General features: G+C 57.1%; 16 protein-coding genes. 4 read left to right on the forward strand and 12 right to left on the reverse strand.

Translation table 11 applies throughout. The features are described from left to right. The first annotated feature begins 548 nt into the window (after positions 1-548). Together LAT62_RS12605 and LAT62_RS12610 are read left to right on the forward strand one after the other, a co-directional pair. On the forward strand, positions 549-1,697 hold the full coding sequence (locus LAT62_RS12605) for a beta-ketoacyl-ACP synthase III (protein ID WP_293384378.1): 1,149 nt from the start codon (positions 549-551) through the stop codon (positions 1,695-1,697). Next, complete coding sequence (locus tag LAT62_RS12610) at positions 1,694-2,137, forward strand: rhodanese-like domain-containing protein (protein WP_293384381.1); 444 nt, start codon at positions 1,694-1,696, stop codon at positions 2,135-2,137. Before LAT62_RS12605 ends, LAT62_RS12610 begins: the two co-directional genes overlap by 4 nt. Before the next feature lie 5 nt (positions 2,138-2,142). Here the strand turns inward: LAT62_RS12610 and LAT62_RS12615 are convergent, their stop codons facing one another. From LAT62_RS12615 to LAT62_RS12650, 8 genes are all read right to left on the reverse strand, one after another. Beyond that, a complete protein-coding gene (locus tag LAT62_RS12615) occupies positions 2,143-3,855 on the reverse strand; it encodes a potassium/proton antiporter (RefSeq protein WP_293384384.1) in 1,713 nt (570 codons plus the stop codon). Between the two features lie 74 nt (positions 3,856-3,929). Further along, positions 3,930-4,628: an SCO family protein gene (locus LAT62_RS12620; RefSeq protein ID WP_293384387.1), complete on the reverse strand. Its 699-nt coding sequence runs from the start codon at positions 4,626-4,628 to the stop codon at positions 3,930-3,932. A gap of 9 nt (positions 4,629-4,637) precedes the next feature. Further along, positions 4,638-4,955 (reverse strand): cytochrome C oxidase subunit IV family protein, encoded by a 318-nt coding sequence (locus tag LAT62_RS12625; RefSeq protein ID WP_293384390.1) that lies wholly within the window; start codon positions 4,953-4,955, stop codon positions 4,638-4,640. 9 nt (positions 4,956-4,964) lie between these two features. Continuing rightward, positions 4,965-5,642 (reverse strand): cytochrome c oxidase subunit 3, encoded by a 678-nt coding sequence (locus tag LAT62_RS12630; RefSeq protein ID WP_293384393.1) that lies wholly within the window; start codon positions 5,640-5,642, stop codon positions 4,965-4,967. Positions 5,643-5,649: 7 nt separating this feature from the next. Then, positions 5,650-6,336: a cytochrome c oxidase subunit 3 gene (locus tag LAT62_RS12635; protein ID WP_293384396.1), complete on the reverse strand. Its 687-nt coding sequence runs from the start codon at positions 6,334-6,336 to the stop codon at positions 5,650-5,652. Further along, positions 6,333-8,120 (reverse strand): cbb3-type cytochrome c oxidase subunit I, encoded by a 1,788-nt coding sequence (locus LAT62_RS12640; RefSeq protein WP_293384399.1) that lies wholly within the window; start codon positions 8,118-8,120, stop codon positions 6,333-6,335. Before LAT62_RS12640 ends, LAT62_RS12635 begins: the two co-directional genes overlap by 4 nt. A gap of 54 nt (positions 8,121-8,174) precedes the next feature. Next, positions 8,175-9,551, reverse strand: a complete 1,377-nt coding sequence (locus tag LAT62_RS12645; protein WP_293384402.1) for a c-type cytochrome — start codon at positions 9,549-9,551, stop codon at positions 8,175-8,177. A 359-nt stretch (positions 9,552-9,910) separates the two neighbouring features. Continuing rightward, positions 9,911-10,510, reverse strand: a complete 600-nt coding sequence (locus tag LAT62_RS12650; RefSeq protein WP_293384405.1) for a TlpA disulfide reductase family protein — start codon at positions 10,508-10,510, stop codon at positions 9,911-9,913. 119 nt (positions 10,511-10,629) lie between these two features. On the opposite strand from LAT62_RS12650, the gene LAT62_RS12655 reads away from it, so the two are divergent. Continuing rightward, positions 10,630-11,196: an SCO family protein gene (locus tag LAT62_RS12655; RefSeq protein ID WP_293384408.1), complete on the forward strand. Its 567-nt coding sequence runs from the start codon at positions 10,630-10,632 to the stop codon at positions 11,194-11,196. Between the two features lie 118 nt (positions 11,197-11,314). Here the strand turns inward: LAT62_RS12655 and LAT62_RS12660 are convergent, their stop codons facing one another. Further along, entirely contained in the window at positions 11,315-11,857 is a 543-nt protein-coding gene (locus LAT62_RS12660) for a CBS domain-containing protein (protein ID WP_293384411.1), read from the reverse strand. Between the two features lie 183 nt (positions 11,858-12,040). Between LAT62_RS12660 and LAT62_RS12665 the strand changes: the two genes are divergently transcribed. After that, entirely contained in the window at positions 12,041-12,691 is a 651-nt protein-coding gene (locus LAT62_RS12665; protein ID WP_293384414.1) for a tRNA-(ms[2]io[6]A)-hydroxylase, read from the forward strand. Here LAT62_RS12665 and LAT62_RS12670 read toward each other — a convergent pair. The 3 genes from LAT62_RS12670 to folD form a co-directional block, all read right to left on the reverse strand. Continuing rightward, positions 12,652-13,401, reverse strand: a complete 750-nt coding sequence (locus LAT62_RS12670) for a UDP-2,3-diacylglucosamine diphosphatase (protein ID WP_293384417.1) — start codon at positions 13,399-13,401, stop codon at positions 12,652-12,654. The genes LAT62_RS12665 and LAT62_RS12670 overlap by 40 nt on opposite strands. After that, positions 13,401-13,898: a peptidylprolyl isomerase gene (locus LAT62_RS12675; protein ID WP_293384420.1), complete on the reverse strand. Its 498-nt coding sequence runs from the start codon at positions 13,896-13,898 to the stop codon at positions 13,401-13,403. Before LAT62_RS12675 ends, LAT62_RS12670 begins: the two co-directional genes overlap by 1 nt. A gap of 81 nt (positions 13,899-13,979) precedes the next feature. Further along, entirely contained in the window at positions 13,980-14,846 is an 867-nt protein-coding gene (gene folD, locus LAT62_RS12680; RefSeq protein ID WP_293384423.1) for a bifunctional methylenetetrahydrofolate dehydrogenase/methenyltetrahydrofolate cyclohydrolase FolD, read from the reverse strand. Positions 14,847-15,092 lie beyond the last annotated feature (246 nt).

Raw genomic sequence — 15,092 nt, forward strand, 5'->3', positions numbered from 1 at the left:
ACTCGCTGTCGCTCAGACATCTGGCCCGCTGTTCCTCCCGGGACTGGCGCTCGCGACGGCGGCACCACAAGGGTTTGCTTGCCTGTAGCCCGGACCCCTTCTGCCACACAAATCGTGCCTACTTTGGGCACCTAGCGCGGCCAAGGCCGGCGCCTACAGGGTGGCACTTTTGTGGGCGCTGATTTATCTGCGCTCGGCGGCGTGAGCCGACCCAGATTTTAAGTAGACTTCGATGGCGCGGCCGCCGGCCGCCGGGCGGCGATGCACTGAGCCGCAGACCGTCTCCGCACAGGGATGTGCGGAGTCGAGCTGTCATGGACAAAAACGCCGGGAGCGTTTTTGCATGAGCGAAGCGAGCCCGAAGGGTCAGGCCCATGGACGGGCCTGATACGAGTTTTTGCGTGTCTGCGGTCAGTGTACCCCGCCATCAGGCGGCTTTGGCAATAAACTTCACGACAAGGACCGTTCGCCTCCGAACACCTCTATGGTCGACTGTCCGCCCGCGACTGACTAAACTGAGCGACACACTCTGTCAGGAAGAACAGTTCATGGCCCAGCAAGCGGAATCAACCAACCCGATCAGTGCTGTCATCAGTGGTGTCGGGCTCTGGACCCCGGAAAACACCCTTACCAATGTAGAGCTGGTCGATGTGCTGAACCGCTATGCCGACCAGCATAACGAGGCGCACAAGGCCGAGATCGAGTCCGGCACCGTGCAGCCGGTGGCCAAATCGGACCCCGACTTCATTGAAAAGGCCAGTGGCATCCGCCAGCGTTACGTCTATCGCAAGGAGGGTATCCTTGAAGTAGACCGCATGCGCCCGCGGATCCCGAAACGCCGTGATGATGAGCTGAGTCATCAGGCCGAAATGGGCCTGAACGCAGCACGCAAGGCGCTCGCCGCTGCTGGCATCGAGGGGTCTGACCTGGATGCCGTCATCGTCAGTTGCTCCTACACAGAGCGGGCCTATCCGGCCATCGCCATAGAATTGCAGGCCCAACTCGGCTGTGACGGGTTCGGTTTCGACATGCTGGTGGCCTGTTCGGCCGCAACATTTGCCCAGCATCGGGCCTATGACATGATCAAGGCCGGGACTGCCCGACGCGTTTTGGTGGTCAACCCCGAGCTGACATCGCCCCAGGTCAACTATCGCGACCGCGACAGCCATTTCATCTTTGGCGATGTGGCCACTGCCGTGGTCATAGAGCGTGGCGATCTGGCGCAGAGCGCCCACCAGTACGAGATTCTGGGCACCAAGGCCAAGACCGTGTTTTCCAATGCCATTCGCTCCAATTTCGGCTATGTCTCGCGCACGCAGGATATCGATCCGTTTGATCCGGATGCCCTGTTTCACCAGGAGGGCAGGACGGTGTTCAAGGAAGTCTGCCCAATGGCTGCCGCCCACATCGCCGGCCACCTTGAGCAGTACAGCCTGACGCCAACAGACGTCAAGCGCTGGTGGCTGCATCAGGCCAATATCAACATGAACCAGTTGATCACCAAGAAGCTGCTCGGACACCTGGCCTCGGCCGAAGAGGCGCCGATTGTGCTCGATCGCTACGCCAATACCGCCTCTGCCGGGTCGATCATAGCGTTCAGTCTGCACCATGAAGATCTGCAGAGTGGCGATTATGGTGTGATCTGCTCCTTTGGCGCCGGGTATTCCATTGGCAGCCTGGTTATCCGCAAGAGATGAAGAGTCCTTTATATATTATACCGTTATCTTTTCTGACTGGGCTTTTCCTCACCGCCTGTGGCGAAGAGCCCCGCCCGGATTTCGATCTTTCAGAGGCGCTGATCATTGATACACGAGAACGGTCCCAATGGGCTATCCATCATGTCACCGGTGCGCGCCATGTCGATTGGGACTGCATTGTGCTGGCCATGCGGGTTCTGGAGGTCAATGAGGACGATCCGATTGTCATTTATGGCAGCAGCGCAACAGGGGCGAGCAGGGCGGAAACCAGTCTGCGCAATATGGACTTTCAACTGGTCAGGAATGCGGGCAGCATGCAGGAAGCCGCCGAGTTGCTGGAACGTCCTGTGGTGCGCCCGGACAACATGGAGCCCGACGAACATGAAGAAGCCATAGTGGAAGCCTGTGACGAGCGTCGCCAGATTCGCCACAATCTTTAGGCGCATCAGGGCTGTAGTTTCAGCCCGACCTTCTCGCAGCGATCGTCTTTCATCTCCCGAACGACCAGTTCAATACTGCCCAGGCGAACCCGGTCACCCACCACTGGTCGATCAAATTTGCGATCCAGGTAAGACTGCAGAGTATGCCCGAGGCCATCTTCCGGCAGGGGGAAACCGTACATCATCGAAAGTGCCTCCAGCGACGTATTGCCGTTGATCACGAATTCACCGAAGAACTTGTGCTCACTCAAGCGACTTGCCACCTTCACGGAGACAAAGACTCTGTCGAGGAGTGGCAACTGGGCGCGCGGGCATGCCAGATAAATGGTATCGCCATGACTCAACTGGCCCGATTCATACACACTTAGGACCTGATTGTGGCGAACCAGCAAGGCCGGTTTCACCCCTTCCGGTAGATTCAGGTCATCGGGCTCATGCTTCAGAACGGGGCTGTCACTGTCCATTTTGTAGCCCACCAGTTCGTAGTCCGGCTGACCCGGAATATCCAGTTCAACCCGTTGCACCAGATTGGCGTTGGGCGGAATTTCCACTTTCAGCCAGCGGGCTACCAGGGTAAGACTCCAGCCCTGCAGAATCAGCGAGACCAGCACCACGAAGAAAGCCACGTTGAAGAAAGTCGAGGCGCCATCGATCCCGGCCAGCAAGGGGAAAATGGCCAGTATTATCGGCACTGCGCCACGCAGTCCGACCCAACTGATGAACAACTGTTCTCGCCAGGCGAAACGGAAGGGGGCCAGACTGATCAGCACGGCAATCGGGCGGGCGACAAAGATCAGTGCCAGAGCAATGATCAGTGCCTGCAGGCTGGTCGGGATCAGCTCACTGGGTGTGACCAGCAGACCCAGCATCAGGAACATGATGATCTGGCTCAGCCACGCCATGCCGTTGTGGAACCGGAGAATGTTCTGGGCCGACTGCATGCGACTGTTGCCCATCAGTACGCCGGCAAGGTAGACCGCAAGGAACCCGCTCCCACCCGCTACAGAGGTGACACCAAAGATGGTCAGGCCCAGCGACAGCGCCAGCAAAGGGTAGAGGCCCTGAGACAGGGGCAGGGCATTGACGGCTCGAGCCGCGAGCCAGCCGCCGCCGAGGCCGACCAGAGCGCCCAGACCCATCTGCCGGATGAACTCGACCAGCAGCATGGCGTCGAAGCCGGTATGTCCGGAGACAATCAGTTCCAGGAGAATCACGGTCAGAAAGATCGCCATCGGGTCGTTGCTGCCGGACTCTATTTCAAGGGTCGCGGCCACCCGCTGTTTAAGCTCGAGTTTGGCCGTGTGCAGCAGAGAGAACACCGCCGCCGCATCGGTAGAGCCGACAATAGCACCCATCAGGATGCCGTAGAGCGGCGGCAGTCCGAGTACCCAGGTGGCAATAATACCGGTTAGAACGGCGGTTATGAGTACACCAATGGTGGCCAGAGAGACGGCGGGTTTGAGGCCAACCCGGAAGTTGTTGCGATGGGTATTGAGCCCACCATCAAACAGGATGACGGCCAGGGCCAGACTGCCAATCAGGTGGGCGAGTTGAATGTCCTCGAAGATCAGCCCCAGGCCTTCTTCGCCGAGCACCATGCCAATCAGCAGGAAGACCAGCAGCAAAGGTGCACCAATGCGCGCGGAGAGAATGCTGGCCGTGATGCTGATCAGAAACAGCAGACCGACAAACAGAATGATCTGGTTACTGATGTCCATTTAAGGTTGGGGCTCCCTCGCAATTCAGACCGCTATTGTAACGATTTTGCGAGGGCCTGTCCGGCCGGTGCAAGTCAATCAGGAAGATACTGCCGTACCGCCTGATAGTCCTGAATCAATTGCCGGGTAGAGTAGTGCACCATGCCCTGGTCAGAGTAGGCCGGGTCGAAAACGGCCTGCAATCGGCCCTCCGGGTTCAGCAGGTATATCTTGACCCCGTGATTGACCGGATAGTTGTCCTCGTCATAGGGGTTGCCGAAACGGTCTTCCACCGGTAACTCGTAGACAATACCCAGGCCCCGTTCGAAAGCCGTGGCGTTCTCTTCCGGATCTCCATTGACCGTAAGGCCGGTAAAGCGCGAGTGAAAGAAGGTGACATAGTCCGCGAGATAGGCAGGGGTGTCCCGTGCCGGGTCCACGCTGTAGAACAGCAGGTCGACATCGGCGTAGGGGCTGCCTTCACGCTCCATCTCCCGCACCATGGAGGACATGGCGGCAAGCATGCTGGGGCAGATGTCGGGGCAGTGGGTGAACCCGTAGGTCACCAGATGCCAGTTGCCCTTGAGGTCTTCGTTGCGAAAGGGTTCCGACCGATGGTCGGTAAGCTGAAACGCCGGCAGGTCGCGCGCCTGTGTCATCAGCACACCCTGTATCTGGGGAGGGGACTGATGGTTGTGCAGCATCCAGGCACTGGCCAGCAACAGCACCAGCAGAGCAACTGCCAGTGCGGCCAGCCAGTGCCTGCCCTGCGAACCCTTGCCCGCCAGCATCATGGGACACCCCTATTGGGAGAAGAATTGCAGGCGCAGTCCTTCGATGTAGTTGCCTTCAATGGCAGCAATCGTGACCAGTACAAAAATCACCAGTGTGGGTAGCCCGAGCAGCAATTGCAGCGATACCCGCTCCCATTTGACGTGCATGAAAACACGCAGGATCACCCAGGCCTTGAGCACCATGAAGAACAGCACCAGTGTCCAGCGCCAGAACCCCTGCATGCCGACATACTCCACCAGGTAGGAGAAGAAACTCAGCACGAACAGCAGGCCCCAGACCTTCAGGAACAGGCTGATGGGCGGCGTATGATGTGTATCAGTGGTCATGTCTGCCTCCTACAGCAGGTAGAAGAATGCGAATATGAATACCCACACCAGGTCAACGAAGTGCCAGTACAGGCCTGTAATCTCGACAACGGCATAGCCTTTCTTGTCATACAGCCCGCGGTGCACTCTGCGCGCCATTACAATCAACAGTATCACACCACCCAGAACGTGCATGCCGTGGAAGCCGGTAATCATGAAGAACACTGCGCCGAACTGGGAAGCGCCATGTGGGTTGCCCCAGGGGCGGATATCGTAGTGAACGATCAACTGGTACCACTCGAACACCTGCATGCCAAGGAAGGTAGCGCCAAACAGGGCTGTCAGGCCCATGAACATGACGGCCTTTCGCTTGTCGCCGCGATAACCGTAGTTGACCGCCATGGCCATGGTGCCACTACTGGTGATCAGGATGAAGGTCATTATGGCGATCAGGAGCAACGGGAACTCATGACCGAACATGGTCATCGTGAAGATGGCTTCAGTATCCGGCCAGGGTTCGACAGCGGCCATTCTGGCCGCCATGTAGCCGATCAGGAAGACGCCGAAGATGAAGGTATCCCCCAACAGGAAGATCCACATCATCAGCTTGCCCCAGGGCATGGCAAAGGTTTCTTTGTCTGCTGACCAGTCGGCTACGACACCGTCCCAGGTACTCTGCACCTCTGATTTGTCCGTTTTCACTGTCATGGTTCTGTTACCCCAAACCGCAAAGAATGGCTATGGTTCTGTAGGTCTCCGGAGACCGGGTCAGCAGCACAAACAGCACCAGCCACAGACCCAGCAGATAATGCCAGTAGGTAGAGCAGAGCTTCAGGCTGCGCTCCAGGCGTTCAACTGCCGCACGGCGCCAGATGATGGCCAGAGCCCCCAGCATGATGACCAGTCCACCGACCAGGTGCAGCACGTGAACAGCTGTCATCAGATAGAAATAGCTGTGCGATGGGTTGCTGACCAGCGTGTGCCCCATGCCGTGCAGGTCACGCCAAAGCCAGAGCTGGGCTAATACGAACTGGATGGTGAAGAAGGCAGCAACCATGGTAAAACCAACCGCCTGACCGGTCAGGCCCTGACGGGCTCTGGTCAGGCCCATGTGCATCATCAGGCTGGCCATTGCCAAGACACCGGTATTGATCCAGAGCTGCGTGGTACTGGCCAGCGGCTTCCAGGGTTCTCCAGTCAGTGTTTCAAAGCCCGGATACTGTGAGTGGGCGATAAATGTCAGAAAGAACAACAGGAAGATGACACTGACAATCACCAGAAAGATGTGCAGCATGACCTGGCGGCCGGCAAACACATCCATCGGCCCGGTGGCAGACGCAGCAGCAGCAGCACTGGTAGCTGGATCCCAGGAGCGTTCGGTAAGACGAGCGATCAGGCTCATGACGGCTTGCCCTCGGTGGTCTCGGTGCCTTCGGCTGGTCCATCAGAAGACTTTTCCATCATGTCGCCCTGCGGCACTGTTTGCGGGATGAAGTCCTGTGTGGCGTTCGGTACGCTGTAGTCATAGGCCCAGCGATGGACGACGGGCAGCTTGGCGCCCCAGTTGCCATGCGCAGGCGGTACATCCGGTGTTTGCCACTCTAGTGAAGTGGCGCCCCAGGGGTTCTTGCCTGCTTTGCGGCCGTACTTGAGTGTCCAGATCAGATTGATGATGAATACAGACTGGAAGGCAATCAGAATCAACGCAAAGACGGTAATGCTGGCGTTCAGCGCATGCGTGGATTCCGGCATGAAAGCCGTGTCGCCCATGGCGAAATAGCGCCGCGGTACGCCCATGAAACCGAGATAGTGCATGGGCAGGAAAACAGCATACGACCCGAGGAACGTCGTCCAGAAATGAATCTTCGCCATGCCCTCGTGCATCATGCGACCGGTGATCAGAGGATACCAGTGGTAGATGGCGGCAAAGATGACCATGACGGTAGAGACGCCCATCACCATGTGGAAATGCGCCACCACGAACATGGTATCAGCCAAGGGCACGTCGACAATCACATTGCCCAGGAACAGACCGGTCAGTCCACCATGTACAAAGGTGAAGATAAAACCGATGGCAAACAGCATGGGTGACGTCAGCTTGATGTTGCCTTGCCACAGAGTCAGGGTCCAGTTGTAGACCTTGAGCGCCGTGGGTACAGCGATGATCAGCGTGGCAGTGGCAAAGAAAAAGCCAAAGGGCAGGTTCATGCCACTGACATACATATGATGCCCCCAGACCAGGAAGCTCAGGGCGCCAATGATGACAATGGCCCAGACCATCATGCGGTAGCCGAAGATGTTCTTGCGCGCATGTGTCGCCAGTACGTCGGATACCATGCCGAACGCAGGCAGGGCCACAATATAGACCTCGGGATGTCCGAAGAACCAGAACAGGTGCTGAAACAGCAGCGGACTGCCGCCACTGTGATCAACCGAGTTCCCCAGAGACACCAGGGTCGGCATGAAGAAACTCGTGCCTAGCAGCAGGTCCATGGCCATCATGATGGCACTCACCAATAGCGCAGGGAAAGCCAGCAGGCCCATCCAGGAGGCAATGAAAATTCCCCAGATGGTGAGCGGCATGCGCATCAGGGTCATGCCATGTGTGCGTGCCTGCATCACGGTAGTGACATAGTTCAGGCCACCCATGGTGAATGCCACGATGAATACGGCCAGCGACAGGATCATCAGAATGATGCCCCATTCATTGCCTGGCGTACCGGGCAGAATGGTCTGTGGCGGGTAGAGTGTCCACCCGGCGCCAGTAGGGCCGCCGGTGACAAAGAAACTGGCCAGCAGAATCAGCACCGATACGAAATAGAACCACACACTCAGCATGTTGAGGTAGGGGAAGGCCATGTCTCTGGCGCCGACCATCAATGGAATCAGGTAATTGCCAAACCCGCCCAGCAGCAGCGCTGTCAGCATGTAGACCACCATGATCATGCCGTGCATGGTCATGTACTGCAGATAAGTGTTCGGGTTGATAAAACTGAAGGTGTCCGGGAAGCCCAGTTGCAACCGCATGAACGCTGACAGTATCAGTGCCACCACACCTACGAAAATGGCGATGGTGGCATACTGGATCGCGATGACCTTGTGGTCCTGGCTCCAGACATACTTGGCGGCAAAGCTGGTAGGATGGTGATCATCCATCGGTAGATCAGCGATTGGGACATGGGTCATTATTTTATCTTCCTCTGCAGACGGTCACTGGGCCCGGTTTAGTGACGGGACCTGTTAATCTGAATCACTGTCGGGTTCAAGGCTGTTGATATAAGCCACCAGATCATTGATCTGTTGTTCGGTTTGCACGCGCTGGGCGAACAGCCGCATCTGCATGCCATACTGATCTTGCTCGTGGGAGCCGCGCACTCCGGACTTGAAGTTCTCGATCTGACGCACCAGATAGGTGTCCAGCTGTCCGGCCAGGCGTGGTGCGCGGGTGTAGTAGTTGCCTTCACCACTCGCACCATGACAGTCCGCACAGCTGGCGTAGTATTGTTCGCCGCGGCTCAGATCACCCTCAATGGAGTTGGCTGCCGGCCGATCGGGCAGGGTGGACAGGTAAGCTGACACATCCCGAATGGCCTGTTCATCAGGCAATGTGACCATCATTCCGGCCATTTGCTGGCCCAGAGCGTCATCTTCATGCGCCCCTCTGACACCGTCGCGATAGTACTCCAGCTGGCGGATAAGATACTGGTTGCTCATGCCACTCAGTTTGGGCGCGTTCAGTGCAGGGTTGCCTTCGCCGGCAGTGCCATGGCATCCGGCGCAGGTCTGATAGAGTGCTTCACCATTTTCCGGGTTGCCCCAGTGGTTCTCTTCCATGCTTTCTGCGAAGGTGGGCTGGTGTGCCAGCCATTGTTCGAAATCTTCCGGCTCCTGTACCACGACGCGACCGCGCATGGCGTGGTGTCCCATGCCGCAAAGCTGCATGCAGACTACCTCAAAGTTACCGACGCGGGTGGGTTCCAGCCACATGCTGGTGACCATACCCGGCACCATGTCCATTTTGGCCCGGAAATGCGGCACACCGAAATTGTGCAGCACGTCCATGGCGCGCATCTTGAACTCGTAGGGCTCATTGACCGGCAGATGCAGAATATTGCTGAACACCAGGATGTCGTCCTGTCCTGCCGGGTCACTGGGGTCGATGCCAAAGGGGTTGTCCGGGTTCACGAAGCGTGGATCGGTGGCGCCAAGGACACCGTCGTCACCTGGAAAGCGATATAGCCAGTGCCATTGCTTGCCGACGACCTCGACCATCTTGGCGTCATCTGGCTTGCTGATGAAGCTTGACCAGGCAAAAAGGCCCGGTGCCAGCAGGGCGGCGATACCCACTGTAGTAATGCCGGTCAGCCAGATCTCGAGTTTCTTGTTTTCCGGTTCATAGTCCGCCTTGCGGTCCTTGCGATAACGGAACCGGTAGATGGCATACGCCATGAACAGATTGACCAGTATGAACACGATACCGGTGATCAGTACGGTGATGCTGATGGTGTTGTCGATGGCCGACCAGTTGGACGCCAGTGGGGTAAAATTCCAGGGGCTCACGAAGTGGAAAATGACTGACCCCACCACAAGCAGCACAATGGCTATCACTAAGATCATAGGTACCTGGCTCCGGTATGGCGTTATTGTTCCCTGACTCAGTGTGGCGCAGAGGCCAAACAGCGCTGAGTCTGCTTTTATTGAAACCGGTGGATGCAGAAGTCCGTACTAGTGGAGTTCAGTGCTCACCAGACAGTCGATCCGGCAGCGTTGAAGTCTGGTCATGTCTGGCTTTGTTATGTCGAGATCACAGACTGACCGGTTCCAGAACTCAGTGTAGCTGCGTCGTTTGAGCAACTTCTGCAAACGTTCCGTCAACTTAAAGCTAATGCAGGATCAGCGCAACATGACAGCGCATCCATCATTATCTTGATTCGCTATATCAAGAAAAAATATAAGCGCTCCTGGTTATATGTCAGTCATTCGACCAGCCGTTCAATCAGCCGTTCCATCTGCTCGGGCGTGATCAGCCCGAGATGAAAGTCGACGATGGTGCCTTCAGTATCGACAAAGAATGTATGCGGCAGGCCGAGCTGGTCGCTGCCGAACTGGCGGGTGACTTCCCGCACCTCATCACTGCCAACCAGAAGCGGGTAGTTGATGCCGAAGTCTTCGGCGAAACGTGCTACCGGTGCCGGGTCGTCCAGACTCAGCCCGAGCACGGTAAGCACTTTTGGATCATACTGATTCTGCAGATCGATCAGCAGCGGCACCTCCTCACGGCACGGAGCGCACCAGGTCGCCCAGACGTTGATCACCAGCAATCGCCCCTGCCACTCCTCACTGTCACGCGGGTGGCCGTCGAGATCCGGCAGACGAAAAGAGGGCAGCGCATCGGTTATCTGACGGCGTGCCCAGTTCTGGGCGGCGGCATCTGTTTCCAGTGCGGTTCGACCCAGCGCAGTGGCGGGCTCTCCTGTGCCGGAGCGCAGTATCCAGATCAGTGCAATGGCGGTCACGTAAAGACCAATGGCGATAAACATCAGTGAACGACGACCGGGTACCCGGAATAACGGCATAGCTGGAAATTCCTCTTGCGCAGGCGTATAAAAACCGCCAAAGCATAATGAGATGTATCATGACCCCAAAGCGACTGAAGCCTTTGCGCCGACTTACGATAACCAGAAACAGAGTGCTTATGCTGTTGTTCGTGGTGCTGTTTCTGGCGCCCATTTTCTGGGTACAGATTGCTCTGCAACGCGGTTGGTTGGAAGACACTCCGCGTACCACGCATCATGGTGTGCGCATGCAACCTCCGGTCAGCATTGTGCAGCTCGGCCCGGTTCTTGAGCTGTCCACCCTCACTGCTGACAGTCTGCAGGCAAATTGGTGGCTGGTCTATATCATGTCCGAGCACTGCCCGGATCAGTGCGCCGACCGGTTTGCGCTGATGCAGTCGGTTAAAGGCGAACTGACGGGCACTGAAAGACGGTCAGAGCTCGGTTTGCTTGTGGTCGATCCGCATGGCGCCGGAGGGTCGATACTGAATGATCGGATCAGCGCCCCCCATGCAGCATGGACCTGGTTGGCGGTCAGTGCCAATGCCACCAATCATGCCCTGGCAGAGTGGGTGGAATCCACAGTGCGCGCCACCGAAACGGACATGATGTATGTCATGAACCCTCAGGGGAGCCTTATGATGCAATATTCCACGGAGGTGGGCGAGGCCGGCATGGTGGCCGATCTGGAGCGGCTGTTGCGCTGACAGAGGGCACACAGCCCGATAACATTGGGAATAAATCCGGAGAGGAGAGGAGCCGTAGGAGGCCACACTGTGGCTGGTCGAGCACAGGGCAAGTGCGCGCCTACGGCTGAAGGATGCGTCAGGACACCAGTACAACGACCAGAATCGACATGATTAGCGAGTAGACAACTACGCCGCCAGCCAGCATCCAGAGCGGATAGTTCCGTTCAACACTTTTCTTGGTGCTTTCTGCCATGTCGTGCAGCATGTCCGGCCAGGTGTAGGAAACAAAATCACCCTGTGTAAACACGCGGGCCAGACGGTCATTTTCATCGACCACCGGCAGACGCCGGAAGCGCTTGTTGGACATCAGGCGCAGGCAGTCCACAACCAGATCGGTTTCGTGAGCGGTATAGGGGTCCCGAGTCATTATCTCAGACACCTTGGTGGTATTCGGATCCATCTGGTTTTTCAGCAAACGGGTCATCAGATCTCGCTCGGAGAGAATGCCGAGCACTTTCTGGTCATCATCAACCATGACGATACAACCAAAGCCCTTGGCGCACATGGCGTCAACGGCTTCCTGAACGGTGGCGTCCTCACCACAGGTCAGGGGTTTGGGCATGTTCTTGAATTCAGGCCGGTCGCGAAGCTGTTTTCTTATATGAATGGTTTCTGCCATATCTGGCCGCTCCTTTTATGGACTTTAGACGCAGGTCTTTCATGGCCGGTGTCTCTGGATTGATCGAGGTCAAAACAGGTTGGGACGCCGACCGACACTGTCACTTTAGACCCATTTATTTCATTCGGCAAAAAGAAGCGGTATTGTTCGCGCCGTCCGTCAGTGCAATCTTGAGGAAACACCATGTCGGCAGAACAAGAACTGGTTCAGCCCGTCAATGACTTCCTGGGTGGGCCAACCCCAGAAGCCTGGGTCAAGTGGGCTTTGCAGAACCCGGAAACGCTGTTGATCGATCATGCACATTGTGAGAAGAAGGCCGCTTCAACGGCCTTGAGCATGATGTACCGATACGTCGATGACTCTGCCTTCCTGAGCCGCCTGAGCAAACTGGCGCGTGAAGAACTCGTGCATTTCGAACAGGTCATGCGCCTGATGAAGAAACGCGGCATTGCCTACGACCACCTCACGGCAGCACCCTATGCCTCCGGGTTGCTGGCGGTCACTCGGAAAGAAGAGCCGGGTCGACTGATCGACCGTTTGATCGTCAGTGCCTTTATCGAGGCGCGCTCCTGTGAGCGGTTTGCCGCCATTGCGCCCTGTCTGGATAGGGAGCTGGCCGATTTCTATCGCGGGTTGCTGCAATCGGAAGCACGACATTTCGAGATCTATTTGCAGCAGGCCGCTGCCGTCATTCAGCGCTCAGGGTTGCCGGAAAGCAGCCTGGAGGAGCGGGTAGAAATGTTCCGACAGCAGGAGCTTGAACTGATTCAGGCCCCGGCTGCCGAATTTCGTTTTCACAGTGGGGTGCCGAGCGAGGCATCCTCTGCGGTATAGTCTAGCCGTTTCAGCACGGGCGCACTGTCGTTGTCCCACTGACAGATGACGGCCTGGCCGTCTCTCCAGTCTCCCAGCACATACCGGGTGCCCTCTTCCCCCAGCGGGTGGAAAGCCGGGCGGTGGGTGTGACCGTGGATCAGGTCCAGAGCACCATGCGTTTTGACCTGCCGCACGGTGAATTCATCATTGATGTCCATGATGTCTTCGGGCTTGCTGGCATTCTCGGTGGATGACAGCTTGCGTGCCTCATGGGCCATGGCCAGACGTTCTTCCAGTGGCTTGCCGAGAAAGTCCTGCTGCCAGCTGCGATTGCGCACCACATTGCGAAACGCCATGTAGTTCTTGTCGTCGATACACAGATGATCACCGTGGATCAGCCAGGTAGGGCGCCCGTTGATCACCAGCAGCTTGCCGTCATGATGAATCTTCATCTGGGCGAGTTCGGCAAAGTGCTCTCCGACCAGAAAATCCCGATTGCCAGGCACGAAATGCAATTCGACACCCCGGGCATGCAGGGGGCGCAGGGCCTTGATGACGCCCTCCGCTGCGGGGTTGGGGGCGTCATCGCCAATCCAGAAGTCGAACAGGTCGCCCAGAATCCACAAACTTTTGGTGTCTGTCGGCAGGCGCATGCACAGGCGCTGGAAGCCGGCCAGCAACTCCGGGTGTTCCGGGCTCAGGTGAAGGTCTGAAATGGCGATATGCATCAGCTTTCTTCTATCGTTATGGATTCGATAACCACCGGCTCAACAGGCACATCCTGGTGTCCGGCCTTGCTGCCGGTCTTTACTGTCTTGATCTCGTTGACCACATCCATGCCGTCAGTGACCTTGGCGAATGCTGCATAGCCCCAGCCGTCAGGTGCTTCATCGGCATTGAGGAAACTGTTGTTCGACACGTTGATGAAGAACTGTGTGGTGGCAGAGTGGGGCGCCATGGTTCTCGCCATGGCAACAGCACCGACCTCATTGGGCAGACCGGTTTTGGCCTCGTTCTCGATTGGCTCACCGGCTTCTTTCTGCTGCATGTCAGGCGTGAAACCGCCACCCTGAACCATGAAATTGCTGATCACCCGATGGAAGATCAGGCCATCATAAAAGCCGTCACGCACATGTTGCACAAAGTTGGCCACAGTTGCGGGCGTCTTGTCAGGAAACAGTTCAAGTGTGATGTCGCCATGCGACGTTTTCATCAATGCTTTCATGGGGCCGGGGCTCCGTAATCAATCGGGTCGGGAATGATGCCCCAAACCCGACCAGGATGCCAGCCGAGGGCATTTTCCGGCCTATCGTTCGCCCAGACCGTGCAGTGTAGTCGCCGCTATATAAGTGTTCTCCATCAGCGTGGCGACCGTCATTGGGCCAACCCCGCCCGGCACCGGTGTCAGCCAGCCGGCACGTTCTGCGGCGATGGTGGGCTCGACATCGCCAATCAACTTGCCGTCCGGCCCTCGATTGATGCCGATATCAATGACCGTGGCTCCCGGCTTGATCCAGTTAGCATCGACGATCTTCGGGTTGCCCACGGCCACCACCAGAATATCCGCTTGCTCGACATGGTGCTGCAGGGATTCGGTGAACCGATGACAGACCGTGATCGTGCAGCCCGCCAGCAGCAGCTCAAGCGCCATAGGCCTGCCGACATGGTTGGAGGCACCTACAATAACGGCGTGTTTGCCGGCCACGTTCTGGCCGGTCGACTGCAGCAGGGTCATGACCCCTTTGGGTGTACAGGATTCGAGCATGGGAATCCGCACAGCCAAGCGCCCGACATTATAGGGATGAAAGCCATCCACATCCTTGTCGGGACGGATGCGCTCGATCACCTTCTGTTCATTGATCTGCTCCGGCAGGGGAGACTGCACCAGAATGCCGTCGATACTGTCGTCGTCATTCAGATCGTCGATGAACTCAAGCAGTTCATACTGACTGATGGTATCCGGCAGGTCGTGGGAGATCGATTTGAAACCGATCTCTTCACAGCTGCGACGCTTCGACGCGACATACACCTCACTGGCCGGGTCAGCGCCAACCATGATCACGGCGAGGCCTGGGGGGCGATATCCTTCGCTTGTCAGTTCATCGACCCGTTTTCTCAGCCGGGCTTTGAGGTCAGCGGCAATCTTTTTTCCATCAATCATTCGAGCGGCCATGACAAAACTCCTCAGTGCAGACGGCGCGTAGTTTCGCATGGTGTCAAGTACAAGTACAAACTGCGAGCGTCAAAAACAGGTCCATTCGTATCCATTTGTTTTTGTTAATTTTTTTACAAATCACTGGAGCCGGCATTGACGGCTACCCATGCCGTGAGTATTATGCGCCGCACGCTGAACAGAGCGACACGTCGGAGCATAGCGCAGCCTGGTAGCGCATCTGGTTTGGGACCAGAGGGTCGGGGG

The sequence above is a fragment of the Natronospirillum sp. genome, from assembly GCF_022565775.1.
Taxonomy (GTDB): domain Bacteria; phylum Pseudomonadota; class Gammaproteobacteria; order Pseudomonadales; family Natronospirillaceae; genus Natronospirillum.

What these genes read in the sequence shown, in the direction of transcription:
- LAT62_RS12630 (WP_293384393.1), bottom strand. Translation starts at nt 5,642, where the DNA reads ATGACAGTGAAAACGGACAAATCAGAGGTGCAGAGTACCTGGGACGGT.
- LAT62_RS12605 (WP_293384378.1), top strand. Translation starts at nt 549, where the DNA reads ATGGCCCAGCAAGCGGAATCAACCAACCCGATCAGTGCTGTCATCAGT.
- LAT62_RS12625 (WP_293384390.1), bottom strand. Translation starts at nt 4,955, where the DNA reads ATGACCACTGATACACATCATACGCCGCCCATCAGCCTGTTCCTGAAG.
- LAT62_RS12650 (WP_293384405.1), bottom strand. Translation starts at nt 10,510, where the DNA reads ATGCCGTTATTCCGGGTACCCGGTCGTCGTTCACTGATGTTTATCGCC.
- LAT62_RS12675 (WP_293384420.1), bottom strand. Translation starts at nt 13,898, where the DNA reads ATGAAAGCATTGATGAAAACGTCGCATGGCGACATCACACTTGAACTG.
- LAT62_RS12620 (WP_293384387.1), bottom strand. Translation starts at nt 4,628, where the DNA reads ATGATGCTGGCGGGCAAGGGTTCGCAGGGCAGGCACTGGCTGGCCGCA.
- LAT62_RS12645 (WP_293384402.1), bottom strand. Translation starts at nt 9,551, where the DNA reads ATGATCTTAGTGATAGCCATTGTGCTGCTTGTGGTGGGGTCAGTCATT.
- folD (WP_293384423.1), bottom strand. Translation starts at nt 14,846, where the DNA reads ATGGCCGCTCGAATGATTGATGGAAAAAAGATTGCCGCTGACCTCAAA.
- LAT62_RS12610 (WP_293384381.1), top strand. Translation starts at nt 1,694, where the DNA reads ATGAAGAGTCCTTTATATATTATACCGTTATCTTTTCTGACTGGGCTT.
- LAT62_RS12640 (WP_293384399.1), bottom strand. Translation starts at nt 8,120, where the DNA reads ATGACCCATGTCCCAATCGCTGATCTACCGATGGATGATCACCATCCT.
- LAT62_RS12655 (WP_293384408.1), top strand. Translation starts at nt 10,630, where the DNA reads ATGCTGTTGTTCGTGGTGCTGTTTCTGGCGCCCATTTTCTGGGTACAG.
- LAT62_RS12635 (WP_293384396.1), bottom strand. Translation starts at nt 6,336, where the DNA reads ATGAGCCTGATCGCTCGTCTTACCGAACGCTCCTGGGATCCAGCTACC.
- LAT62_RS12670 (WP_293384417.1), bottom strand. Translation starts at nt 13,401, where the DNA reads ATGCATATCGCCATTTCAGACCTTCACCTGAGCCCGGAACACCCGGAG.
- LAT62_RS12660 (WP_293384411.1), bottom strand. Translation starts at nt 11,857, where the DNA reads ATGGCAGAAACCATTCATATAAGAAAACAGCTTCGCGACCGGCCTGAA.
- LAT62_RS12665 (WP_293384414.1), top strand. Translation starts at nt 12,041, where the DNA reads ATGTCGGCAGAACAAGAACTGGTTCAGCCCGTCAATGACTTCCTGGGT.
- LAT62_RS12615 (WP_293384384.1), bottom strand. Translation starts at nt 3,855, where the DNA reads ATGGACATCAGTAACCAGATCATTCTGTTTGTCGGTCTGCTGTTTCTG.